Below are 25,491 nucleotides of genomic sequence, written 5' to 3' on the forward strand. Positions count from 1 at the left end.
TAACTTCCTTATCAATGAAACAGATAAATATATAATACAACCTAGCGCGAATAAAAAAAGCGACTTCATTTAGAAGCCGCTTTTCTACGTTATAGCATTTTAAAATCTGAGCATATTAAAATGTATATTGAGCATTTAAGCGAACAGAACGACCTGGTTGATATACTTGCGTCCATGCTGTTCTGTAATTTTCATCAAAGGCATTAATTAAAGATAAATCAACCTTTAGCCCTTCGAGGTTGCTTGTAGGTTCCCAAGATGCATAAAAGTCAACAAGTTGGTAAGAGTCAAACGGTCCCTCGGTGTAGCCTGTTGGAACTCGATCCTGTGCACTTACGAAAGTAGCCCTAGTACCGATTTTGGTGTCGATATTCCAAAAACCATATTGTAAATGTGCAACCCATTTATCCGCCGGAATGTTAGTAATCCATTCATCAGTATCGGTATCTTTACCACGAGTCTGTCCGTAAGAAAGACCAACTAATAGTTGTTGCCAACGATAGTCAGCGGCGACTTCATACCCCGTAAGCTCAGCGTTATCTATATTGCTTGATTTACTTGTACCAGCACAACCCTCAAAGGAGCCCGGAGGATTGCAAGTTCCTGCTGGAGTCATGTCGACATCTAGATTGATGAAGTCTTTAACTTTATTCTGGAAAGCTGCTGCCGTTATGTCTAAAGAGTCATCCGCAAACACGTTTTCAAAGTTAAATTGGCCCTTCAATTCAATATTATGCGACTTTTCTGGATTTAGTTCTGGATTTGGTACAAAGATGTTGCTGGGCCCGCCAGGGTAGTAAGCAAAATGCGTTCCGCTCATAAAAAGTTCTGACGTGTCCGGAGCTCTAAATGCTTCATCGTAACGTACTGACCATGCCATCCATTGTTGCGCTTGCCAAAATAGGCCAACAGAAGGTGACCAAGAAGACTGTTTATTGTCATCGTACCCTTTCGCTTTCGATGTAAAAGAGTCGTAACGTACGCCAATGTCAGCAACTACAGATTCAATGATTTGGTAGTTGATATAACCAAACGCTCCTATAACAGACGTTTGTGCATCTGTTGGTAATTCAGGTCTTCCCGAGACAGAAGCAGCGCGATGTGCATCTAGTTCGTCTAAGTATCCATCAACACCGGTAAATAGTTTCAGTCTTCCAGATTCAGACTGGTTTGTAATGTTAAAGCCGGTAGTATTTAACTGAGAAATATCGTCTCCGTTAATCGATGGATCGTTCTCTGTAATCTTGGTGTCATTTCTATAAAGAGATGCTTCTAGGTTAACCCATTCATTGTTAGGGTTGAAGCTGTAGTCAACGCCGTAAGATTGATCTTTAGTCCTACGGCTAATTAAAGAATCAGGGTCGTTAAGCTGCCCACTAGAATCGCCAACTACGGGCGGGTGTCCATCCAGATCCGCATAACGTAGATTGAAACCGAGTTTATGAGCTTGGTTAATTTGCCAATTAAACTTTGCTAGACCTGTTTTATTAGTCGCTTCTGTTCCATAAAGCGTTGAACCATCCCCCTGCTTCATATAGCCACTATCTTTATAACTACCTGCAAGAATCCAATCGATGTTGTCTTTTTTGTTAGCTAACGCCGCTGTGTTAGTCCAAACATCTCCATTGTCTTGATAACCTACTTTAACACGACCACCTAAACCGTCGTCTTCAAGGATATCGTCGGCACTCAATGTATTTTGTACTACTACACCACCAATAGCTCCTGAGCCATACAATGAACTTATAGGTCCCTTTACAACTTCAACGCTACCTAAAAGAGAAGGGTCTAAAAAGTAAGTAGGTCGATGTCCGTACTGCATGTTTTGGCGGTTGCCATCAATAATTTGAAGAACCTTGTTACCACTTAATCCTCGAATGTTTATTGATTGATTTCCTGGTACATTTGCTCCGTCAATCGATACGTTGGGTTCGTATTTTATAGCTTCTGCTACCGAGTTGGGCTGGATTTCATCGAGCTTCTCCAAATCCACCTTAGCTACAGAACGAGTTTTGTCCTGATCCGTTTTTTCCGCTCGAGAGCCCGTTACAACCACTTCATTTAGAGAGGACACATCCTCTTCTGCCATAGCATTTGAAGAAAGTGCTAGCACCACTGAGCTAGCGATAATCGACAGTTTAAGTTTCATAGTTCCTTCTTTATATCTGTTCGAATCACATCAAGGATGTTAATTATTACAAATATAAATACGAATTACTATCATTTCCACTTGCGTTAATGGTAATTATTTTCATCTTTACATTGATTTACACGATAATATGCGCTCTATTTTATATAGTCTTTTAGGCACAAAAAAAGGAAGGTAACCCCTTCCTTTCTTAGAAAACTTGAATGATATCTTTAAGCCAAGGATGACTTCATCACTTTTGGCGTTGGAGTAATGCTATCTCTATAGCTAAACCACAAGTAACTTACTGCAATAATGTAGAACAGGTATGAAAGTGCAAAAACTATAGGAGATGTAATCAGGTCATTTGAGATACTGAGACCAACACCAACTACAGTAACGGTCAATTTGGCCATTGTACCTAACAACAATAAGCCCATAGCAAACTGAGGGAACCGAGTACTTGCAAAAGCAATCATGTAACAAGCCCCTACTGCCAGTGAAGCAATAGATAAGCCTAAAAGGTATGAGTGAAGGTGATCAGCTGCCGCATAACCTGCTCCAAGTGAAACACCAAGCAACATTAAAATCTTAGTCATGAACATAAGCTACCTCAACAAAATAGAAAAATAGTATTTGAAATATCCATTTTTCAAATATGCAAACTCATTTTACATGTATTGTCTGCGTTATTTTATCGAAATTCAAGCACGTTTTTTACGCAATTTCTTTGTTTAAATCGACGCTATTTTTGCCGTAACAAATAGATAACACAACTTACCCCTGGTTGCCTTTATTTACAGTATGTTACGTATTTTACCTATACCAATGGCAACCTGGTTAACAATTAAATTACATAAAAGCGTATTCGAATTAATTTGAATTTCTGTGAACAGAACCGGAAACACAATCAATGAAACAAAATATTAACCTAAAGATGTGCCTAATTTTACATGATTGAGTTTATTTGAACTAATTCAAAGAAATCGATTCCAATCACAGTTTTATTGGTTATAATCCGCGCTCATTTGCGACATGTGTTGATAAACGCAAACTTAATTTGAATTTTTAACCCCCGAACATTGTTCGAAATATCAGAGAACCAAAATGAGCAAGATTGATAAAGCTATGCGAATCCTAATTGCTGGATTCTGTATCAACCTTTGTCTTGGCATCCTATATGCTTGGAGTGTCTTCAATAAAGCGTTAGTTAGCGAATGGGGCTGGAGTGCTGCTGATGCATCTTCACCTTATGCTATTGCAACCATCACCTTCTCGATCTGTCTTTTAGTTGCGGGTATTCTTCAAGACCGTATGGGTCCACGTAACATCCTAATTTTAGGTGCAGCACTAACTGGCTTAGGCATGATCGCGTCAAGCTTTGCTCAATCAGTTTTAATGCTAAATATTACCTTTGGTGTTATCACTGGCGCAGGTATCGGTTTTGGCTACGCTTGTCTTTCTCCATCTGCGATGAAGTGGTTCCACCCTTCCAAAAAAGGTATGGTTAATGGCTTAATCGCCGCTGGGTTCGGTTTAGCGGCGGTTTACCTGGCACCTTTGACTTCATCTCTGATTGGACAAATGGGGATCAGTTCTGCGTTTATGGTTCTAGGTGTTGGTGTCTTAATCATTGCGGTTCCACTTGCTGCTACTATCAATAACCCACCAGCAGGTTACATTCCTGAAGAACCAAAAGTAAAAGCAGGCAAAGCACCAGTTCAGGTGAAAAAGGCGACCGATATTGGTTGGAAAGCGATGCTTAAAACACCTCAATTTTACTCGCTTTGGAGCATGTATGCATTTGCAGCGGCAGCCGGTTTGATGATCATTGGTAACATCACAAATATCGCGAGTGTTCAAGCTAACTTACCAAATGCTGTTTACCTAGCTTCATTACTGGCTATTTTCAACTCTGGTGGTCGTATTGCAGCGGGTATCCTATCGGATAAAATTGGTGGCGTTCGTACGCTGATGCTTGCGTTTGTCTTACAAGGCGTAAACATGGTGATGTTTTCGACTTTCACTAGCGAATTCATGCTAATTATCGGTACCGCTGTTGCTGCAGTTGGTTACGGTACGCTTCTAGCTGTATTCCCTTCTCTAACTGCGGAATATTACGGTCTTAAGAACTACGGTACTAATTACGGCGTACTTTACACCTCTTGGGGTATTGGCGGTGCAATCGGTGCAGCAATCGTTGGTTACTCAATGACTCACGGCGGCGGTTATAACCTGGCCTACACAATTTCAGCTGCAATGATGGGCGTTTGTGTGGTTCTGTCTTTCATCACTAAACCAATTTCAGAGCAAAAAGCGGCGCAACTTTCAGCGGCTTAACAGCTCTATCTAATATTGTTTCATCAAGGCTCAACGTTCCGTTGAGCCTTTTTTTTGTTAAACGTTGGAAAAATATTGATTTATTAACAAAAATTAGCACTATGCATAACAAGGAATTTGAACGCAATTTGCGTAGCATTGAGAGCTAATGATGAAAACGAAAAGTATTGTCCTTTATTTACTTGTACTGGTGTTTTCTGGTTGCGCCACTTACGCCGGCTTAAACTATGACCAGCTATTTGGGAAACCAGAAGTCCGAGAAAGAACTGTTACCCCAACCTCGCCCACTGCGGATTACTTTCTTACTGAAGTAAAACCAATCATCGATAACCGCTGTGTTGTATGTCATGCATGCTATGACGCACCTTGTCAGCTAAAATTATCCTCTGTTGATGGAATCGACCGAGGTGCTAGTAAAGAAATGGTATATCAAGGTACTCGCTTAACGGCATCTCAACCAACGCGATTGTTTGAAGACGCACAAAATACCTCTGAGTGGCGAGAACTCGGTTTCTTTCCTGTTTTGAACGAACGTCAGCAAACATTAGCTGGTAACTTGGACGCTGGACTGGTCTCTCGAATGATCACTCAAAAAGCCAGACATCCTCTTCCAGAAACGGCACAACTTGAAGGTTTTGATTTCTCTATTGATCGCACTCAAGTTTGCCCGACCATTGAAGAATATGACGCTTATGAATCAGATTATCCGCTCTGGGGAATGCCTTTTGGCATGCCTAATTTGGAACCATCGGAGTATCAAACGCTGATTGCTTGGTTGAGTGCGGGAGCAAAAATGAACGCGCCTATTCCGCTGAATGCAGAAGAACAAATGATGGTCGACAAGTATGAAGTATTATTAAACAAAAGTGCTCGCAAAAACCAACTTGCCGCTCGCTATATATATGAACATTTGTATTTGTCTCACTTGTATTTTTCAGAGATTGAGTCTCAACATCGATTTTTCACCATTGTTCGTTCATCAACTCCTCCAGGAGAACCATTAAAACGTATCGTCACCAGAAGGCCTTATGACGCACCGGGCGTGGACCGTGTCTACTATCGTCTTGTTCCCGTTCGAAGCACCATTGTTGATAAAACCCATATGCCGTTTGCACTTAACGATCAGAAATTGGAACAATGGTATGAATGGTTTATTGAACCGGATTATGTCGTTCAGGCCTTGCCAAGCTACGACATCAATATAGCAGCTAACCCTATGACGGCCTTCAAGGACATACCTGTGAAAGCGCGTTTTAGCTTTATGTTAGACAACGCACAAAACACTATTATGGCGTATATCAAAGGGCCTGTTTGTCGCGGACAGCTAGCGCTTAATGTAATTAACGATCGTTTCTGGGTGTTCTTTTTAGATCCAGAGAAATCCGATATACCTGCGGTAAGCCAATTTTATCAAGATCAAGCTGACAACTTAAAGCTCCCTAGTGAGCTAGAAAGCAATACCGTCCCAATCACTAACTGGGTCAAGTATTCGAATCAACAGGCTCGATACCTTGAGGCTAAATCTGAGTTTATGAACACGTGGTTTAAGGGCGGAAAGCATCTGACAACTGATGTACTTTGGACCGGGGATGGCGAGAACCCAAATGCTGCGCTAACCGTCTTTAGGCATTTCGACAGTGCATCGGTTGTTCAAGGCCTAGTTGGTACTAAACCCAAAACGGCATGGATCTTAGACTATGCGCTGCTTGAGCGTATTCATTACCTACTCGTCGCAGGCTTTGATGTTTATGGGAACTTTGGCCATCAACTTATCACTCGTATGTTTATGGACTTCTTGCGTATGGAAGGAGAAAGTAACTTTTTGGCTCTGTTACCAAATACAGTTAGACATGAAGAGTTCAGTAGTTGGTATCAAGACCAAAGTCCGCAATTTAGTGCTTTCTTACAACGAAACATCAAACCATTTAGTCAACCAACTCAAGAGCTTTACTTAACCACAGATTACAAATCTGAGCTATTTGACAAGATTGAAGCCAAACTTGAGCCAGTGCTGCATGACCGATTTAAAATCGTCAACACAGGTCTTTCTGCAGAAAATGAAGCCTTGCTTCAGCAGATCGATAGCATCACAGGTGAAGGACTTAAATCCGTACCACAGATCATTATGGTTATGATAGAAACCGAGTCAGGTAATGAACAGTTATTTACGCTACTGCACAATAATGCTCACATTAATATTTCGAGCTTATTTTCAGAAGAAGCCAACCGCGATTACAAGAATGACAGTCTCACATTTGTGCGTGGAGTGATCGGCAGCTACCCTGCTGCGTACCTAACTCTCAAAGAGCGCGAAATCAGAAATTTCGTTAACGAACTTAAAAATATTCAGGATGAACAGAGTTACATAAAACTGCTAGACAATTATGCAGTTAGACGTAGTAGCAATGAATTCTGGGGTTTTAGCGACCGCGTTCATGAGTTTTACCAACGCACCCAGCCTATCGAATTTGGTCTTTTGGACTATAATCGATTTGAGAACAGATAGGTGCTCTCCGGAACTCTTAGGAGGTGTATGATGAGCATTAAAGATAGCATTGAAGCCATCGAGCAACAGATATATGTTGCCTGTTCAGACGGCGACTACGAGGCCGTAAATATGTTGGAACACCAACTTGAACATTTAAGAGGACTCTCAAACAGAGGACTTGATGAAGACCCTTATGCGATTGAACATCGCACCTTTTATGAAGACGAACGGTAAACCATCAAGGACAATCTAATGCAAAGGGCTCATTTGAGCCCTTTTTCTGTTTCATGATTTAATAGTGAGCTGATCACCATACACCGCAGCGAGACGCCCATCCGGATCATATAAGGTGATTTCACCATCCTCCCAACGAAACGCGACCAAGTTATACTCGCCTACCATTTGATAGCTAGGTACTAATAAAGCTTTAACCTCAGGACGTTGTTGAAGTGCTTGATATAGAGCCCAGCCCAAAGGCTGTTTTTTCTTCAACAGCTCAAGTCGCCAACCAGGAGAGAACTCTTGATAATATAAACGTAAATCGAGTACTCCATTTATGTCGATATGGTATGAGCATAGCGTCATCGGATCGAGCAAACGTGTTGATGCGCCACCAGCTACCTCGGCAATACACGTTTCCGGCTTCAAACTTAAGTAAAGTGCCGGTGATCCCTTAGGATTGAATCGCCCACCCACGCGCGCAGCCCCTTCAGTACTTAGTGGAGACCATGCCCAAACGGGGTTGTGCATTCGATAACAAACGCCTTGATACCTAGTTAAAGGTGCAGAAAGCAGGCTGGATATCAATGGGTTGGTTTGACTCAAAATCACTCAAAAGAACCCATTTCTTTTGCTGTAATATAATCGTTCAGTGCGACTACACCGTCAGCTTTATACTGCTTAATGATCTCCGAAGGCGTCAATCTACCAAACGAGGCGATCGGTTCTCCAATAAACCATGACCAAGCCGCTTGCTCACTCGAAAACCAAGGTTGAACCCTTCTTAAAAGTGCATGGACCTCTAAAAGACGGGTTTGAATTCTCGCTTGCTTTATGCGGTCCACTCGTTTTAATGACTGAACAGGTAAGTCCACAAATAAAGCGATATGATCAACTGTCGTGTAAAACGCGTTGGCCCATAGTTTGGGATCTTCTAACCCTTCACGTTGTAAACTCAACATTGGCACCTCGACAAATTAATGACATGATATTACGTCAATTATAAGTCAACATCAGCAAGTAGTCACCTTTTGGTTCAATCTGTATATTTATCCAGTACTGCTATCAGTGAGTCTACGGACATTCTCTGAGCCGCAACCAAAGGTTCCAGCAGTTCTAAATATCGTCCAAGTTGATCTTCTGAAGATTCGATGGATAAACAGATTTCAAAAAGTCTACTTAAGCCAAGAGAGCCTGCAGAGCCCTTCATTTTGTGGGCTAACGCCTTAATATCTTTAGCATTATCAATTTGTGCGGCTTGTTCTAACTCGTGTAATGTCTGCTCACTTGTACGAGTAAATGCGTCTACAATCTTGGCCATTCTTTCGATTCCTAGCACTTTGATGTCTGCCTCAATAATACTAGGATCGATAATACCCGTTTGTTCAATAGCAGGTTCTTCATGAGTAGAAATTACATGTTCTTCATTTTTCATTTCGAAATCGCGGCCTTTTAACTTCGTTTGTATCATCTCTTTTAACGCTTCCCTATCTACGGGTTTCGGAAGGTAGCCATCAAAACCTGCTTCTAAGTAGCTCTCAACTTCCTCACTAAATACGTGAGCAGAAACGGCGATCATAGGCGCATGATGTTTTTGTGCTTGAGAATCTTCGATTTCACGAAGTTGATGCATCAGGTCAACGCCATTGCAGTCAGGAAGGTTGATATCAACTAGGACGATATCAAAGTCGTTATGAGAAAAAATATGTTTTGCATCATGGCCACTTTCAGCGCAAATGACATGGTGTCCCATATTCATTAAAAAGCCTTCAGCCACCATTGCGTTAACCGCATTATCTTCAATCAACAGGATGCGGCCATTTACCGTTTTAGTGATACCAAGCGGTTGGATTATTTCTTGTTTATCTATAGTGCATTGCTCCAGTGGAACAACAAACCAAAAGCGGCTACCTTCTTCTAAGTAGGAGTCAACGTAAATTGCCCCATTCATCGCTTTGACCAATTTTTGGCTGATCGCTAAGCCAAGCCCAGTGCCGCCTGCAGTCGAATACCCATTTTCAGCTTGAGTAAATGCGTCAAATAGATTGAGCTGATCCTCAGGGCTGATACCAACTCCTGTATCTGAGACCTCAATCATGACACACGTTTCGTCATCTGGATCGAGTGAGACGTATATATCCACTTGGCCGGAAGGTGTAAACTTAATAGCATTACCAACGAGATTATTAAGCACTTGGCTTAATCGAGTTACATCGCCACAATAGACATCAGACACGTCACTTTCGATATGAAATTTAAAGTCGAGACCTTTCTCTAAAGCTTTGCCTAACATAAGTTGATAGCAGTCTTGGATCATACGATAAAGATCAAACGGCTTATTTCTGATTTCTAAATGCCCTGCTTCTATTTTAGAGTAATCGAGCACATCATTGAGAATCGCAAGCAGGTTCTGACCACTTCGATTAATGACATCCAGAAACTTCTGTTGCTGGTTGTTTAGTGGTGTCTCTTCCATTAAAGCCGCTGTACCTAGAACTCCATTCATAGGAGTGCGTATTTCGTGACTCATTGTCGCCAAGAATGCTGATTTAGCGCGGTTGGCCTGTTCCGCAGCATTTCTCGCTTTAGCGTGGTTAAGAACTTCTTGATTTAATCGTTCATTACTCTTCTGAAGTTGTAGCGTTCGATCCGCCACAATCTCTTCAAGATGTTCTTTGTGCTCTTGAAGCTCTCTTTTTGCCGCTGCTTCGGCCTCAGCAACCACTTTAAGTGCCTGAGCAGTATTGCGAGCGGTGATGATGGCTTGTCCCATATGAGCAAGTTCATCATTACCCTTGACGGTGACATCCACCTTTAACTGGCCTTTAGCAATGGAAAGTAGTGCTGATGAGTATTCACCTAGACGTTTCACTACGGACACATAAACCACTCGCCATACAATCAAAACAACAACGACAAAACCTGCAATAGATAAAAGAGTTAACGTCCATTGCGCAAAACTTAATGTCGAAGATAGCTCAGCCACTGCTTTCGTGGTCGCCGCATTTGATTGATCGACCAACTTAGACACCGTGGAGTTTAACGACGTAAACTGTTCTAGGGTCTCTTGCATCAACGTCTTAGAGCGTTGTCTAACATTGTGTTTCTGAGTAAGTAATGAGAAAACGCGCTTTCCTTGAGATAGTTCAGCCAAAAGCTCACTCATTTGCTTAGAACGAGCTGGGTCTTCAACCCCTTTGACTCGTCTTGTCATAATACTGATGTTGTTTTGGTAGTCCTTCTGCAGTTCTTCAATTCGGCCGAGATCTGAAACGGTACGACTCTCCTCAATTTGATTTAGAGTCTTAAAAGCCAATAAGTGCAACTCATGTAATCGTTCCGACAAGTCAAGGTCGACTTCTACCAAACTATCTAGCGCATCTAGGGCATCGGCTTTATTTTCTTGCTCCAGTAAGCGATATATGTGAGTGACGTTCGCAACGGCGATAGTACTGGTGTTAAGAACCTGAGTGCGCGTTAGCTGCTCGAGTTCTTCTGCTTTTACTCTTAGAAGCTCGACTTCATCATCAATAGACTGATCCAGTGTAATAGATTGCTCCACAGCAACTCCAAGCTCGACAAGACTATCAATAATTGATTGGACATAGTTCTCAAGCTCGTTGAGCAATTGCGAATCAAATGAGTCTGAACCTAACGTTTTTATATGAGTGAGGAGCGCTTCTAAGCGTGAAAATAACACCTTGCCGGCTTCTTGGTGTTGTTCTTTGGTTTTCGCATTAGACAAGGTTTGGACAGAAGCGATGATACGAGTACTCAACTCTGATACTTCACGCGCTTCGAGCATTGAAGGAATAGCGGTATCGACTACATTGCGCTCTGTTTTAGCAACAAAAGAGAACCCTGATACACCAATAGCCGTTGATAACAGAACCAACATCGCCATAACAAGAAACGAGAATAATAATTTACGGCCAATACTGGCTTTAGCGAGTAACATTAACCACTCCGGCAGAATCCACTTCTTTACTCTTTGATAGTACGCTATATTTTGCAGTGTTGAAGATAGAGATGCCACTAAACGATTAACCAATGTCAAAAAAAAACATATTCCATTCCATTTTCTCTGCTGCCTTGCTCATTTCTAGCTCGCAAGCCATCGCGTCTCAAGAAAAGATCTGTGCAATTTATCCTCACCTCAAAGATTCCTATTGGCTATCCGTTAACTACGGCATGGTTCAAGAAGCCAAAGAGCAAAAAGTAGAGTTGAAAGTGTTAGAGTCTGGTGGCTACCCTAATATTGATAAACAAAGGGCTCAGTTAAGTGCTTGTCGTCAATGGAACGCGGATGCCATTATACTGGGCACCGTCTCGCCTACCGCATTCACACACGATTTATCGGTCTATACAGGTGATGTACCAGTTTTTGCAACCGTTAATCACCTTGTCGTCGACAAACAACAATCTAAACACGTGAAAGGCGTGGTTGGCGTTGATTGGTATTGGATGGGTTACAGAGTTGGAGATTATCTTGCCAAGAAACACCCCAAGGGCTCAGGAAACACCCCTGTAGCATTGCTACCTGGTCCTCGCTCTAGTGGTGGCACGAAGCCCGTCATTCTTGGGTTTCTCGAAGCTATCAAAGATAGCGACATCAATGTAGTAGAAACTCTATGGGCTGACAATGACAAAGAGTTACAGCGTAACTTGGTTCAAAAGGTTATAGAGGACCACGATAGTCTGGCCTATATTGTTGGGAGCGCTGTTGCGATTGAAGCAGCAATCAGTGAACTACGAAGTTCTGGGAAAGAAGATAGTATTGAGCTTTTGTCCATCTACCTCAGTCACGGTGTTTACCGTGGGTTACTGCGAGATAAAGTTCAACTAGCTCCAACAGACAAAATGGTTGAACAAGGTCGCCTCTCATTGCTCCAAGCCACTTCTTACTTGAGAGGTATTCCATTTCAAAAAGACCAAGCACCGAGTATTGAAGTACTTTCACCGACACACTTATCGAGTCTAGCGATTGAAAAATCACTATCTCCTACAGGCTACCGACCTGTCTTCTCAGTCCAAGGAGATTAACTGTCACAGATATCAGTTATCTTCATTGATACTGAGTAATACAACTATTAACATCAAAGTATCTGAATACCTTTCAATTCCAATAATCAATGTGACAATACTCGGTTATTGGAATTGGAAGATAAACACTTAGGAATTGAGTCAAATGCAAAAAACCATTCGTACCATGCCAGCACATAAACACATTGCATTGGTCGCACATGACCATTACAAACCAGAATTGCTGCGTTGGGTACAAGAGAACAAAGAAAAGTTACAAGGTCACTTTTTGTACGCCACTGGCACCACTGGCCACATGTTAAGTAAAGAGACCGGCTTAGCAATCAAAAGTATGATTAGTGGCCCAATGGGTGGCGACCAACAAATCGGTGCGTTGATCTCTGAAGGTAAATTAGACATGCTGATTTTCTTCTGGGACCCACTAAACGCGGTGCCGCATGATCCTGATGTTAAAGCCCTACTGCGTATCGCTAGCGTTTGGAATATCCCTGTCGCCACAAACCGTGCAACGGCCAACTTCTTGTTTGAGTCCAACCTTCTAGAGCAAGAAGTTGAAATCGAAGTTCCAGATTACGATGCGTATTTAGCTGAGCGAGTCTAGGCATTCAAACAAAGCGCCAGTAACTTACTGGCGCTGTCAATTTGCTACTTTAACTCCGAGCTAAATGTTCCAACAGTGCAACATTCACTTGCTCAGCCGCCTCAAACTGCAATACGTGACCAGCATTCTTCAATAACACTAATGTTGTTTTTTCACCCAACATGTCAACTACCCAGCTAGCATCTTTAACTGGTATTACTTTGTCTTGATCACCCCAAATAACCAATTTGTTTATGCCACTTCGCCCGACTACTTTATAATCTTCGCTAGGGTCTTTGGAAATTAGGTTAATAGCCGTATCGATAATGGCTCTTCTGAAACCTCTGTATTGCATTTGCTCTGCAAACCTCTTTTCCCAATTTGGCTGTTTTTCCGGATAGACTAAATCATTAAGTTGATTGGCGGCAAGCTTCGGAATAAAGAAACTATATCCAAGCCATTTGCCAATGACAGGTAATGTCAATGGACCAAGGTCAATAGGCTGATTAAACGGTGCAATGTAACCCACACTCAGTACTTTGTGTGGGAATGTTGAAGTGTAGCCCGACACTATTGCGCCTCCCATAGACAAACCAATCAAGTGAAATTTATCCTTCGGCACAACTGCCTGTGTTAACTGTTCTATCTGGTTAACAAATAGTTGGCAATCATAGGTTGTATTAGGTCGATCACTGAAACCGCGTCCATACAAATCAAACGTAAGCACTCTGTAGCCTGCACTAACAAGCGAAGATATGTTTTTCTCCCACATATATGAGGGTGCGGAAAAACCATGAACCAGAACCACTACCTCGCCACATTCGTCACCTTGTAATTCATAATGAACATAACCCTCTGACAGTTTAATCACTCTCCCAGGCACCAGAGCTCGACTATATTGGTCGAGGGAACCCTTCTCTGTATTACGAATAATGGGTAACAATAAAGCAGCAAATATAAGAATTGAAATAGAGATAAGTAGCATCGAAACACTCGCGTAATTTAGGTTTACTCATAGTAGGTGTTTCGTTGTGATGGTTCACCTAATAAAGCGAACAAAGTATGCCTTTATTTAATAGTACAATGGCATTGCTATCTTTCGTGACGTTATATGTGTCCCCGCAATGCCATTGTTAAAAAGACTAGGTCTAGAAAAACTAAGACAGATAGTTGTTCATTTCATGTAGGAGTTTTTCTCTGCGTACAGGCTTTGGCACATAAGCATCCATTCCTGCATCAAAACACTTCTGAATATCATCATCGACCACACTGGCTGTTAACGCGATTATTGGCGTTGGGTTCAATCCATTCTCTTTCTCGTACGAGCGTATATCCTGTGTTGCATGAAAGCCATCCTTTATTGGCATCATACAGTCCATCAAAATGACATCGAACTTACCTTGACTGATAAATAGCTCCAATGCTTCTTGGCCATCAGCCGCTATCACGTAATCAAACCCAGCTTTTTTGAGATGTAGTGATGCAACCTTCTGATTAACTAAATTATCTTCCACCAACAGAACTCTTCCAGAAGAGTGAGCATCAGACACTGATTGAGTCTCTTCCGGTCCTGGATTAGATTTAGGTGTCTGTTCAATCGATATCTTGTTATCGAGTACGATAGGACTATCAACCGCGCCTTTAAGCTCAATCGCCGACACGATCTTTTCTTTGAGTATTTCGGCTTTGAAGGGCTTAGGAACATAATCATCCATACCCGAGTCAAAACACTTCTGAATGTCATCATCGACTACACTAGCTGTCAAAGCAATAATTGGAGTCCGAGGTAGATGATTATTAGATTCGTAACTGCGTATTTTTTCTGTCGCTTCGAATCCGTCCATAATAGGCATCATACAGTCCATCAAAATAAACGCGTAGCTCGTATCTTTCTTGTAATGCTCAATAGCTTCTACACCGTTGTTCGCAACATCATATTCAAGCCCCATTTTATTAAGGTGCAGGCTAGCTACTTTTTGATTCACGATATTATCTTCAACTAATAAGACTTTGACTCGTTTAGTAGCATAAGTGTCGATGTTTCGAGTAGCTAGCCCTTTATCTAACGTCCGGCAGCACGCCTCGAGCGATTTCAAAAGTCGATTACCCAGTAAAGGGTAAGTAATGAGTGCGCAAATGTTATTGCCAAAGTCCTTATTCGAGCTTTCAAACTGTCTGATTAAACATATTGCCGTTCGGTTAGCTTGGATCTCTGCAAAGCGTGTTTCATCCTTATCAGAACTGACATCTCCACCTTCAACATAAATTAATAAAGTTTTCTTTTGTGGATTGAGTAAGTCAGCCTCTTGAATTGAGCGACAAACCCGAGCAATGTTCAGCTGATAAAAGTCGAGTTCAGTACGTAAACGGCGTTCATAGGCCGACGCATCACAAACAATAACGAGCTCATCGAAGAGTAATGGACTGCGGTGCTGGTACTCTTTTTCATCAATGGCCAATTCTAGTGTGAAGTAAAAGCGACTCCCTACTCCCTTCACTGAATCAAGTTGGATTTCCCCTCCCATTAATTCAATCAATTGAGTGCTGATCGCTAATCCAAGACCCGTACCTCCAAACTGTCGCGTTGTGGAGTCATCTTCTTGAGCAAACGCTTCAAAGATTTTGGATTGCCTTTCTTTGTCGATGCCAATACCCGAATCCTGAACTTCAAACATCAACGACGCCATGTTATTAGACTCGCCTTGATAGTGTACTCCTATGGTAACACTACCTTTATCAGTGAATTTAACGGCATTAGACATAAAGTTCATTAACACTTGACGCATGCGATGATCATCTGCAAGAACACGAAACGGAACGTTCTGGTCGATATCAACGTTTAGCTCTATGCCTTTCTCTTTGACTTTTGGTGCCACGATCGATGCGATGTCATAAATCGTTTCCCGTATAGAAGTTGAGTGCGGGTTGATTTGAAGCATCCCTGATTCAATCTTCGAAAAGTCTAGGATGTCATTGATTAGGCTTAATAGCAGCTGGGATGAGGTCTCAATCGTATCAACGTAATCTTTTTGAGTAGCAGTCAAGTCTGTATCAGACAAGACTTCAGAAATACCAATAACACCGTTTAGAGGGGTACGAATTTCATGTGACATGTTTGCTAAAAAACTACTCTTTGCTTTACTTGCTTCGATGGCATTTTCTTTCGCATGCTCGGCTGCGTTTTTAGCTTCAAGCAGATTACGTTGACTCTCTTGCTGTTCGTTCGTCAACCTTTCGACCTCACGAGCAAAGCGGCTCAATTCGTCTTTACCGCCAATTCGAGCCGTAAGCGGTATGTCTCCAGTACTTTTTTCATTCTCCAAGTAAGATAGAACCAAACTCAAATTACGAGTTACACGATGAGCAAGACTTATCCCAATACCGACCACTAAGATGGTTAGAACGCCAACTAGTGTTAAAAACAGCAGTCTTTGTTTTTCAAAACCAGAGACAAGTTCTCTAATTTCACTTCTAAGTTGTACCTCAATAGACTGAGACACGCCTTGAATTAGATTGAGCCTCAAGTCTAGCGCTTCCATTCCAAGCTTAATATCAGCTACAGATAAAGCGTTTGCACTCTTGGTGTTTAAAAGCTGCTCTCTAAAAACACTGCTTTGCTCAAAAGCAGCGTTAGAAAAGGCTTTCAATAGCAAACTAACTTGAGTTTCATCCGCATTTATCGCGATAAACCTTTCTACAAAAAGTTGCTGGCTCTGCACTAAGTTAATTATCGACTCTCTTGCTGATAGCATAGCTTCACTGTTTAGTTGATTGCCATTTACTAACGCATTGATCTGCCAGATTTCTTCTCCAGCCCAGAACATTAGCCACTCTAACTGTGCGAGAGATACCAAGTGCCCATCGACTTGTGGAATAACAGCCGTTAATGGAGTTTTCTCTACAAACAACAGTAATTGCTTGTAACTCTCATTTTGCCAATCAACTAGCTCATGGGTCTCCGTTATATCTTGGCTATCTCTAATCGATTCAAGCGTTTCAAAATAATCAACAAGAAGGTTATCAATCCGCTTTAAATCTTCTACACCGTATATTTTTGCCGCATATTGTTGGAGAGAATCAAGCACAGGGGAAAGCTCAACAGTCGCCTTTTCAAGTCGCGTAGAATTTGACTGTGATTGTGTATCGGAAAGAATTTCAGAAAAGCGTACTAACGCTTCTACTTTTTCAAGGTTGTTTAGTTGGAGATTTAGGGTAGAAATCTGACGAGATGCCAAGAAAATAATCAGCACTATCGGTAACAACACAAGTAAAACCATTTTGCGTTGAACCGACAAGTTATTCCAAAAGTTAAGTTGCCTCATTCCCTTGCCCAACTAAAGTTTAGATACTTTGAGTGTAGGACATCATAGAGACAGGTCGAACTAATCGACTAATTTAATGATAATTTTCACCAGAAGTCTGTTATCGCCACCACTTAATACTCTCGTCCCGCTCAGGATCCAAACATCGATTTAGGTAGTTTAATACAGTGTCGAATAAAGAAAGATCGTTCTCTATGTCACTGGTGTTCTCTGTTGATGATGTTCTTTCAACTGCTGCCTTCAAGGCCGGCAGTTGGTCATACAACACAGCATGAGATGTAGGCGAAACGAGATCTTCTAACTGCGCTAATGCACGATGGGCAATGGATAACGGTATTACGATTACTTCAGATAAAGGACGTCTAAACACCTTATCCCTAACCCCCTCCAAATACACACGGTAAGTTGTCAGTTCATCGAGTAAGAGAAACAACTGTCCATTTACACAGTAGTGAGGATAAGGTACTGGGAAATGTGACTTTATGTCAGATGAGATAGTTAAATTCAACCCTGCACGCTGGCATTCGGATTTTAGGTAGCGTAGCAAACCTTGCTCATCGAGTAAGGACTGGATGGTAAACATCCTTACCAAGTGGTAGTCATTCGAAACAAACTTCACTTCAATTTTCGCACCATTTTGTAGCAATTCACTTTCTAAGAGTACTTCTGACAAGTGAATGATGTTTTCCACCGTACTTGTTGATTCCTCTTCGAGCAAAACAGCGCCAATGTTGGAATTATCCATCGATGAAAGACCAGCTTCAAACGCTTCAAACATTAATCGAGCCTCAGAAACTGACTGTCCATTCGTCACGCCACCACAAAAGGCAATAATCGATGAGCTACAGTCACTGCTGCCAACATGACGCAAGATTTCTTCAACTCTAGACATTCCTTCCAGAGTGAGTGCATTGTTGTTGAGGCGCTTTCCTAGAACAACGATAAGTTGATCGAATTCCTTTTCTTTCACCGATGTCGTCCTTTAAATAATTTCCCAAGAGTGAGTCATTTCAACACCAGCACCAAGCATGAGACATACCGAGCAATATTTCTCTAATGAATCTTTGGTTACCTTAGCCACTAAGGCTTCGTCAAGATTGTCACCACTGACTTCGAAATGAATGTTAATCGCGGTAAAGATTCTTGGTGCTGTTTCACGTCGTTCTGTCGTTAGCTTCGCATTTACCGATGTTACGGCTTGGTTTTCTGACTTTAATCCGTCTACCACATCAACTGAGCTACAACCACCTGCTGCCATTAAAACCATTTCCATCGGACTTGGTGCGGTATCACCCCCACTGCCATCCATCACGATGGAATGACCAGATTGAGATTGTCCTAAAAACTTGAATCCTTCGATCCATTTCACTTCCGCTTGCATATAAACCTCTGCAGTCCGACTGATTGTAAGGACTGAGATAGTAACCGATAAAACGGCAATTTGAAATTTTTCCCCATGCCACTCTGTCTACTAGAAATAACAAACACTACTTAATTTGGAGCTTAAATGACGAACTTCACCAAACTACTTGTTGCGTTAGTAGCGGCCGTTCCAGTTTTTTGGCTTATGGTACCGAGCAAGGGGATGGCTGACTCACCCAAAACAAAAGGAGCGAATCAAGAGGTCGCGACTTTAGCGGGTGGCTGTTTCTGGTGTACTGAATCAGATTTAGAACAATTACCTGGCGTGACAGAAGTTGTATCTGGTTATGCGGGTGGTCAACAGCAAAACCCGACATACCGACAAGTCGCGAGTGGCAAATCAGGTCATATTGAAGTTGTTCAAGTAAGCTATGATGCTGACGAAGTCTCTTACGAGCAAGTTCTTGACTACTTCTTTCGTCATATTGATCCAACTGATGATAAAGGCTCATTCGTAGACCGAGGGCCGCAATATCGCCCTGCTATTTTCTACCATAACACCGAGCAAAAGCAGATTGCGGAGCGATTTATGTCCGAGATAGACACACTCGGTGTGTTTCAAAAACCTCTCGCTACCGAGTTGATTGCTTTTGATACTTTCTGGCCTGCGGAGGAATACCATCAGGATTTTTATAAAAAAAGTAGCTTGAAATACAAATACTATCGATACAATTCTGGTCGCGACCAATACTTAGATGAGATTTTCGGTGAAGATAGAAAAGATAACCCAATGACCCTTCGCCAAATGATAGATAACCAAATGAATAAGACTTCGGTAAAGCGTTATACCAGGCCAGATAACAATGAAATCAAACAGACCCTTACTGACTTACAGTTCTATGTTACTCAAGAAGATGGTACAGAAAAGCCATTCAACAATGAATATTGGGATAACAAAGAGGATGGTATCTACGTAGATGTTGTTAGCGGAGAGCCTCTCTTTTCTTCCACTGACAAGTACAAGTCGGGAACCGGCTGGCCTAGCTTCACTAAGCCCATAGACGAGGGTTACATTGTCACAAACACTGATTACAAGATGATTTTTCCAAGAACTGAAGTAAGAAGCAGATTTGCAGATTCTCATCTTGGGCATGTGTTTAAAGATGGCCCCGCGCCTACAGGACTGCGTTACTGCATGAACTCAGCGGCAATGCGTTTTATTCCAAAATCAAAGCTTGCACAGCAAGGTTATGAACAATACCTAGCTTTGTTTGACCAATAAGTGGGCAGCATAAACCTATGCTGCAAGTGTTGCTCATTTTTCAAAGGTTGAACGCACGCGATACCAGTCTACTCTCGGTATCGCGTTTCTTTTTGTATTGAAAAAATGGTTTGTTGCCATAAAACAAAAATCACTTTCTGCATGTACTATCCTTATTAATCTGAGTAATATCCGGTAATTACGATTCATTTACTCATTGTTTGATCTGAACAAATACATTGAGTTAATAGAAAGGTTTCTAACGGCGATGAACAGTTCTATGGATACGCTACAAAACTATATTCAATCTTTTGGTTACGATCTATTAAGTAATCTACTACTTATCACTGGCAGTAGTTTCCTTCTTTGGGTTGTTTGGCGAATATTCTATGGGCGACTTGAAGCACTGACACAAAGAACCAGTCTTGTATGGGATGATCTACTCATCAAAGCGGTTAAGTCTCCTATTAGTGTCCTCATTTGGCTCTGGCCTGCAACCGTATCTATTGGGTTAGTTCTGACCTCTCATACAGAATCAGATACGAGTTGGTTAAATAAGGTCGACTTACTGCTTGTTATATCAACCTTTATCTGGATTTTTCTTCGACTTATTCAAAACGTTGAAGAGCATGTCTTGGCTCAGAAAAAACGCGATGAGACGACCGTTCAGGCCATAGCAAAAGTAGCGCGCTTGTTTTTTATCTCCATAGGCATATTGACGGTAATGCAGGCGCTAGGCCTCAGTCTATCAGGCTTACTTACCTTTGGTGGCGTCGGTGGCTTAATTGTTGGTCTTGCGGCTAAAGACCTACTGTCTAATTTCTTTGGCGGCATGATGATTTATTTTGACCGCCCATTTAAGGTCGGTGACTGGATACGCTCTCCAGACCGCGCAATAGAAGGAACAGTGGAACGTATTGGTTGGAGAATGACCATTATTCGTACCTTTGATAAAAGACCACTCTATGTTCCAAACTCTGTTTTCAGCAACATTGTCGTTGAGAATCCCTCACGTATGCTTAATCGCAGAATCTATGAAACGATTGGTCTTCGTTATGACGATGGAGACAAAGTCAGTCAGATTGTTGATGAAGTGAAAACCATGCTAGAAAATCATAAAGATATCGACACCAAACAGACACTGATGGTGAATTTCGATAAATTTGGTCCTTCTTCGCTTAACTTTTTTATCTATACCTTTACCAAAACAGTAAACTGGGCTCGCTATCATGAAGTAAAGCAAGATGTCTTATTACAAGTAATGGACATTATTAAGAAAAATGACGCTGATATTGCCTACCCTACGCAAACTTTGAAACTTGATCCTGTCTCGATTCATGAACACCCCACTGTGAAAGACATCATTGTCGAGTGACTTTAAAAGGGAGCATTTAATGCTCCCTTTTCCGTCATAAAACGCATTAGCTTTTGAGTTGTCTGGCTTGATACTTTTCTGATTTGAATCCGCCATTTCTTCGTTTCATCTTTACCTCTACGGATCTAGCCTTGTTGGAAACATCGTAACGGATAGCCTGCTTCAGGTAAGCATCATTTAGTCTAGACTCTCTCGCCTCGAGTTTTATTGTTTTCGAAGAACGATTCACGTGACAACGATAATCCCAGTCGTTGTTACCATCTTTTAACGCCAGAAGTATTTGTTTTCCGGCTAGCCCTTTTGTATTGATTCCACGTGGTTGTTTATCAATGGCAAGCGCTAGACCTGCCGTACAGAGTTGTTCATTGCTCAATGTGGTTGCACTTACGGTAGTAGGAAGAAGAACGCTAAAGCAGACGATGAGGATATGATGGATAGACAGCTTCATTATATTTAACCTAAAAATATGATAAGGCCACACATAATAGTATGCCATACTGTATAATTCAATAAAAAAGCCCTCGGTTAGCCAAGGGCTTAAACATCTATCAAAAATGCTTATGCTTTACGACGTGCTTCAACAGCGTCTGCCAGTTCACGAAGTACATTTTCAGTATCTTCCCAACCGATACACGCATCAGTAATCGACTGACCATAAGTTGGCGCAACTCCATCTACTAAATCTTGGCGGCCTTCAACTAGGTGAGACTCAATCATTACACCAAAGATAGCGTCTTCACCGTTAGCCATCTGCTGAGCTACATCGCTAGCAACGACTTTTTGACGTTGGAATTGCTTTGAGCTATTCGCATGACTAAAGTCAATCATAACTTTTGCAGGTAGGCCATTCGCTGTCAGCTCATCTTTGATCGCTTTTACATGCTCAGCACTATAGTTTGGCTCTTTACCACCGCGCAAAATAATGTGACAGTCAGGGTTACCAGCGGTTTCAATAATCGCCGAATGACCGTATTTGGTTACAGACAAGAAGTGGTGAGAAGCGCTAGCAGAGCGAATCGCATCAGACGCAATCTTGATGTTACCGTCAGTACCGTTTTTAAATCCTACAGGGCAAGAAATACCAGAAGACAGTTCGCGGTGAACTTGAGACTCAGTTGTACGCGCACCAATCGCACCCCAGCTAATAAGGTCAGCAACATATTGCGGGCTGATCATATCAAGGAATTCACTCGCCGTTGGCATGCCCATATCAGTCAAGTCGAGGAGTAGCTTACGACCCATACGCAAGCCATCGTTAATCTTGAATGTGTCGTTTAAGTAAGGGTCATTAATGAGGCCTTTCCAACCTACTGTTGTGCGTGGCTTCTCAAAGTAAACGCGCATTACGATTTCTAGTCTGTCACCAAGTTCGTCACGCAGTACTTTTAGTCGTTTGCCGTACTCAATCGCCGCTTCAGTGTCATGAATAGAACATGGACCGACGATAACTAGCAGACGGTCATCGTCGCCTTGAAGGATATTGTGGATTGCTTTACGTGCGTTAAACGTTGTTGAAGAAGCAACTTCTGTCGCTGGAAACTTCTCTAAAACAGCAACTGGTGGTAATAGTTCTTTTACTTTATTAATTCGTACATCATCAGTTTGAAACATTGCTTACTTCTTCCTATTCTTTTAAATCTACATCTTTGATACACGACCGCATTCCATTTTGTGACTTATGTCGTGCTCTTTCCTTGTAACTTATCTGCTTCGAACAATAAGTTCAATCACTATTTAAATAAAAAGGCAAATTAATTGCTCGTTTTTAAAATTAGACACAGTGTAAACATATTGATACAGTTATTTTTGAATAATAATCATACAGTTAATTAGTATTGTCAGAAAAACATCCATTTGGCTGATAGATCTACATCACTAATCTAAGACTCAACAAACGCTCTGTTTTTGGTAATGTGATATTTTTTATAGCTCAAATTACTCAACTAATATTTAATAAAACGGAATTCACCTAAACAAGAAGCGTCGTTCCTAGTGCCTGTTTTTTCACCACCTACTCTGCCACCTAAGTATTATCGAGATAACTTCATACGTTTGTTGTTGCATGTTGAGTCTATCTACTCTGATTTATTGAAACAGAGTGAACGACATTGGATTGAATCGTTTCACACTCTTAGTGAAAACGCACAATGCCTTGTTATTCGGTTAATGACTCGCAAGGGGATTTGGTTTAGAGACGATAAACTGAACTATCCCGAGATCGGCTGTCTCGATTCACCTATATTAGAACTCATAGAGTATGGCTTTATAAGTACAGACCCACCGACAAGTTCATTTGAACTCGCATCCACGTTGTTATCAAAACCTGAGATTCTCACTTTTTATTCAGGTCTAAAACGTACCGCTAAAAAGAACGAACTGATAGAACAGTTGCATCACCAACAGCCTAATCATGTTCCGAAACTTCCGTTCACTGTCGTCAGACTGTTGGACGATGAGGTGTTACCCCTTCTTTGTTTACTATTCTTTGGAAATCGGCACCAAGAGTTTGCACAATTCGTTTTAGAGAACTTAGGAATTCATAAGTTCGAGAATTATGAAGTGTCTAAGGCAACTAGGTTGTTCAATAATAGAGCGGAAATCGACTCAACTCTTGAAATTACAGATCTAAGGATAGCGTACACAGAACTCACAAAGCCTTGTTCTAAGCTCATAAGGCAATTTGCTGACTTGCTCTCATCTGCAAACGGAAAGTACGCCACTAGACAATTAGACAAACTCACTAATTTAATCGCAAGAGATCTCGAACGACAGGGCGACCTCGACCTCGCTTTGAGCTTGTTCGAGTCCTCCCGACTTCCGCCCTCGAGGGAGCGACAAGTTCGTATACTTATTCATCAAGAAAGATTCGAGGCAGCCATTAAACTTGCACTAACAATGATTAAAAACCCTCTAAGCATTGATGAGCAAGAAGTCGGAGAACGACTAAAAGCTAAACTCGACAGGAAATTAAAGACAACTCTTGAGAAGACGGTCAAACCTAGTTTTCCAGAACGTAGGTTCAATCTTGACTTATCTCATGAGCGTGTTGAGTTAGTTGTTTGCAATAAGTTATCTGATCTAGGATGGGAGGTTTTCTATTTAGAGAATCAGTTTCTCAACACTATGTTTGGCTTGGTATTTTGGGACATTATTTTTGCCCCTGTTGAAGGCGCTTTTATCAATCCATACCAACGCCAACCGCTCGATTTATATCATCCGTCATTTACTGAAAGGCGAAAAGGCGCAATCGAGCAAAGACTATCCGAAGTTAAACGAACTGGCATTAAACCGTACCTAAGCATTCTAGAAACCAAAAGAGATATTCAGAACCCATTCATTGTTTGGGACCTAGTGGATACCGAATGGTTAGAGTTGGCAATGACATCCATTGACTATGAGCAATTAGCAGATTTGTTCGCTGTTCTTCTCTCAGACCTAAGAGCATACCGCAATGGTATGCCTGATCTAGTCGCGTTTAAAGGCAACGAATGGTTATGGTGCGAGGTAAAGGGACCTGGTGACAAACTTCAGAACAATCAAAAACGTTGGTTTAAACAGATGGAGAGATTAAATATTAATTATGAAGTGTGTTACGTCAATCATGACTGAGTTAGTGGCAAGCAAAAAAAAACCAGCAATGATGCTGGTTTTTTTGAAATTCGACTTAGAAGTGTAAGTGAATCACAGATGTCGCAATGCACGCTGGGCGACGGATTCCTTCTATTTCTACGCGTATTTCACGCTCTATCTCAAGACCTTTCTTGATCGGTGTAACTTTGACCAAGGTACTCTTAGCACGAAGGTTACTACCTACCTTAACTGGATATGGGAACCTTACTTGGTTCAACCCGATATTTACCATCATCTTCGCAGTCGGAAATAGAGGTTTATCTGGGTCAACACTATCTGTTAGTGCTGGCAACAAAGACAGAGTTAAGAAACCATGTGCGATAGTGGTCTTAAATGGTGATTCTTGTTCTGCTCTTTCTGGATCAGTGTGGATCCACTGGTTATCTTCAGTAATTGATCCAAATTGATTGATTCGTTCTTGACCTACGTGAATCCAGTTACCTTCATGAATCACAGTGCCAATTTTGTCTTGCAGTTCATCAAATAGTGCCTGTGCTGCGGGCTTGAGCACAATTTCTGGTTCGACCTGTACTACATGTGGTTCATTTACTGCAGGCTTGTGATAGTCTCTGACCCATGCTAAAAAATTGCTATGGTTTGTCTTGTCGACAAACTCAGTCCAATATTCGCGAATAGTGGGCGACATCCATTGCATAAGCTCAGACTGATGCTTAACCGAATCAGCTCTTTGTTTAAACAATTTTACAACTTTCATCTTGACCTCAAATCTCAGTTCATAAGAA

General features: G+C 41.6%; 20 protein-coding genes. 8 read left to right on the forward strand and 12 right to left on the reverse strand.

The window, feature by feature from the left end; genetic code table 11:
* Positions 1 to 115 precede the first annotated feature (115 nt).
* Both MMA19_RS02030 and MMA19_RS02035 read right to left on the reverse strand, forming a co-directional pair.
* On the reverse strand, positions 116 to 2,149 hold the full coding sequence (locus tag MMA19_RS02030; RefSeq protein ID WP_240205386.1) for a TonB-dependent hemoglobin/transferrin/lactoferrin family receptor: 2,034 nt from the start codon (positions 2,147 to 2,149) through the stop codon (positions 116 to 118).
* Positions 2,150 to 2,361: 212 nt separating this feature from the next.
* On the reverse strand, positions 2,362 to 2,727 hold the full coding sequence (locus MMA19_RS02035; protein WP_006074906.1) for a hypothetical protein: 366 nt from the start codon (positions 2,725 to 2,727) through the stop codon (positions 2,362 to 2,364).
* 508 nt (positions 2,728 to 3,235) lie between these two features.
* On the opposite strand from MMA19_RS02035, the gene MMA19_RS02040 reads away from it, so the two are divergent.
* From MMA19_RS02040 to MMA19_RS02050, 3 genes are all read left to right on the forward strand, one after another.
* Positions 3,236 to 4,468 (forward strand): OFA family MFS transporter, encoded by a 1,233-nt coding sequence (locus tag MMA19_RS02040; RefSeq protein WP_240205387.1) that lies wholly within the window; start codon positions 3,236 to 3,238, stop codon positions 4,466 to 4,468.
* A 151-nt stretch (positions 4,469 to 4,619) separates the two neighbouring features.
* On the forward strand, positions 4,620 to 6,974 hold the full coding sequence (locus tag MMA19_RS02045; protein WP_240205829.1) for a fatty acid cis/trans isomerase: 2,355 nt from the start codon (positions 4,620 to 4,622) through the stop codon (positions 6,972 to 6,974).
* A 30-nt stretch (positions 6,975 to 7,004) separates the two neighbouring features.
* A complete protein-coding gene (locus MMA19_RS02050) occupies positions 7,005 to 7,190 on the forward strand; it encodes a hypothetical protein (protein ID WP_006074903.1) in 186 nt (61 codons plus the stop codon).
* A 51-nt stretch (positions 7,191 to 7,241) separates the two neighbouring features.
* Here the strand turns inward: MMA19_RS02050 and MMA19_RS02055 are convergent, their stop codons facing one another.
* The 3 genes from MMA19_RS02055 to torS all read right to left on the reverse strand — a co-directional run bounded on the left by MMA19_RS02055 (position 7,242) and on the right by torS (position 11,133).
* Complete coding sequence (locus MMA19_RS02055) at positions 7,242 to 7,706, reverse strand: RES domain-containing protein (RefSeq protein ID WP_006074902.1); 465 nt, start codon at positions 7,704 to 7,706, stop codon at positions 7,242 to 7,244.
* A 77-nt stretch (positions 7,707 to 7,783) separates the two neighbouring features.
* Positions 7,784 to 8,137 (reverse strand): hypothetical protein, encoded by a 354-nt coding sequence (locus MMA19_RS02060; RefSeq protein ID WP_062461522.1) that lies wholly within the window; start codon positions 8,135 to 8,137, stop codon positions 7,784 to 7,786.
* Positions 8,138 to 8,211: 74 nt separating this feature from the next.
* Positions 8,212 to 11,133 carry a TMAO reductase system sensor histidine kinase/response regulator TorS gene (gene torS, locus MMA19_RS02065; RefSeq protein ID WP_240205388.1) on the reverse strand — a complete coding sequence of 974 codons (2,922 nt, stop codon included), beginning with the start codon at positions 11,131 to 11,133 and terminating at the stop codon, positions 8,212 to 8,214.
* Between the two features lie 92 nt (positions 11,134 to 11,225).
* Here torS and torT point away from each other — a divergent pair, with 92 nt between their 5' ends.
* Together torT and MMA19_RS02075 are read left to right on the forward strand one after the other, a co-directional pair.
* A complete protein-coding gene (gene torT / locus MMA19_RS02070) occupies positions 11,226 to 12,218 on the forward strand; it encodes a TMAO reductase system periplasmic protein TorT (protein WP_062461515.1) in 993 nt (330 codons plus the stop codon).
* A 145-nt stretch (positions 12,219 to 12,363) separates the two neighbouring features.
* Positions 12,364 to 12,819: a methylglyoxal synthase gene (locus tag MMA19_RS02075; protein WP_006074898.1), complete on the forward strand. Its 456-nt coding sequence runs from the start codon at positions 12,364 to 12,366 to the stop codon at positions 12,817 to 12,819.
* 49 nt (positions 12,820 to 12,868) lie between these two features.
* Here MMA19_RS02075 and MMA19_RS02080 read toward each other — a convergent pair whose 3' ends face one another.
* From MMA19_RS02080 to MMA19_RS02095, 4 genes are all read right to left on the reverse strand, one after another.
* A complete protein-coding gene (locus tag MMA19_RS02080) occupies positions 12,869 to 13,783 on the reverse strand; it encodes an alpha/beta hydrolase (protein ID WP_240205389.1) in 915 nt (304 codons plus the stop codon).
* A 172-nt stretch (positions 13,784 to 13,955) separates the two neighbouring features.
* Entirely contained in the window at positions 13,956 to 17,120 is a 3,165-nt protein-coding gene (locus MMA19_RS02085; protein WP_240205390.1) for a response regulator, read from the reverse strand.
* Positions 17,121 to 17,220: 100 nt separating this feature from the next.
* Entirely contained in the window at positions 17,221 to 18,090 is an 870-nt protein-coding gene (locus MMA19_RS02090) for a YdcF family protein (protein WP_240205391.1), read from the reverse strand.
* 12 nt (positions 18,091 to 18,102) lie between these two features.
* Positions 18,103 to 18,501, reverse strand: coding sequence for an OsmC family protein (locus tag MMA19_RS02095; protein ID WP_124942090.1), 399 nt, complete (start codon positions 18,499 to 18,501; stop codon positions 18,103 to 18,105).
* 126 nt (positions 18,502 to 18,627) lie between these two features.
* On the opposite strand from MMA19_RS02095, the gene msrB reads away from it, so the two are divergent.
* Positions 18,628 to 19,764 (forward strand): peptide-methionine (R)-S-oxide reductase MsrB, encoded by a 1,137-nt coding sequence (gene msrB, locus MMA19_RS02100; protein WP_240205392.1) that lies wholly within the window; start codon positions 18,628 to 18,630, stop codon positions 19,762 to 19,764.
* Between the two features lie 247 nt (positions 19,765 to 20,011).
* Positions 20,012 to 21,118, forward strand: a complete 1,107-nt coding sequence (locus MMA19_RS02105; protein ID WP_124942092.1) for a mechanosensitive ion channel family protein — start codon at positions 20,012 to 20,014, stop codon at positions 21,116 to 21,118.
* Positions 21,119 to 21,164: 46 nt separating this feature from the next.
* Here MMA19_RS02105 and MMA19_RS02110 read toward each other — a convergent pair whose 3' ends face one another.
* Together MMA19_RS02110 and aroG are read right to left on the reverse strand one after the other, a co-directional pair.
* A complete protein-coding gene (locus tag MMA19_RS02110; protein WP_081411586.1) occupies positions 21,165 to 21,566 on the reverse strand; it encodes a hypothetical protein in 402 nt (133 codons plus the stop codon).
* A gap of 110 nt (positions 21,567 to 21,676) precedes the next feature.
* Entirely contained in the window at positions 21,677 to 22,729 is a 1,053-nt protein-coding gene (gene aroG, locus MMA19_RS02115) for a 3-deoxy-7-phosphoheptulonate synthase AroG (protein WP_124942093.1), read from the reverse strand.
* A gap of 381 nt (positions 22,730 to 23,110) precedes the next feature.
* On the opposite strand from aroG, the gene MMA19_RS02120 reads away from it, so the two are divergent.
* A complete protein-coding gene (locus MMA19_RS02120) occupies positions 23,111 to 24,727 on the forward strand; it encodes a VRR-NUC domain-containing protein (protein WP_240205393.1) in 1,617 nt (538 codons plus the stop codon).
* 55 nt (positions 24,728 to 24,782) lie between these two features.
* On the opposite strand, the gene MMA19_RS02125 is transcribed toward MMA19_RS02120, so the two are convergent.
* On the reverse strand, positions 24,783 to 25,463 hold the full coding sequence (locus MMA19_RS02125) for a MaoC family dehydratase (protein ID WP_006075750.1): 681 nt from the start codon (positions 25,461 to 25,463) through the stop codon (positions 24,783 to 24,785).
* Positions 25,464 to 25,491: the final 28 nt, after the last annotated feature.

Origin of the sequence: Vibrio sp. CyArs1 (assembly GCF_022432925.1) — a bacterium.
Lineage (GTDB): Bacteria > Pseudomonadota > Gammaproteobacteria > Enterobacterales > Vibrionaceae > Vibrio > Vibrio mediterranei.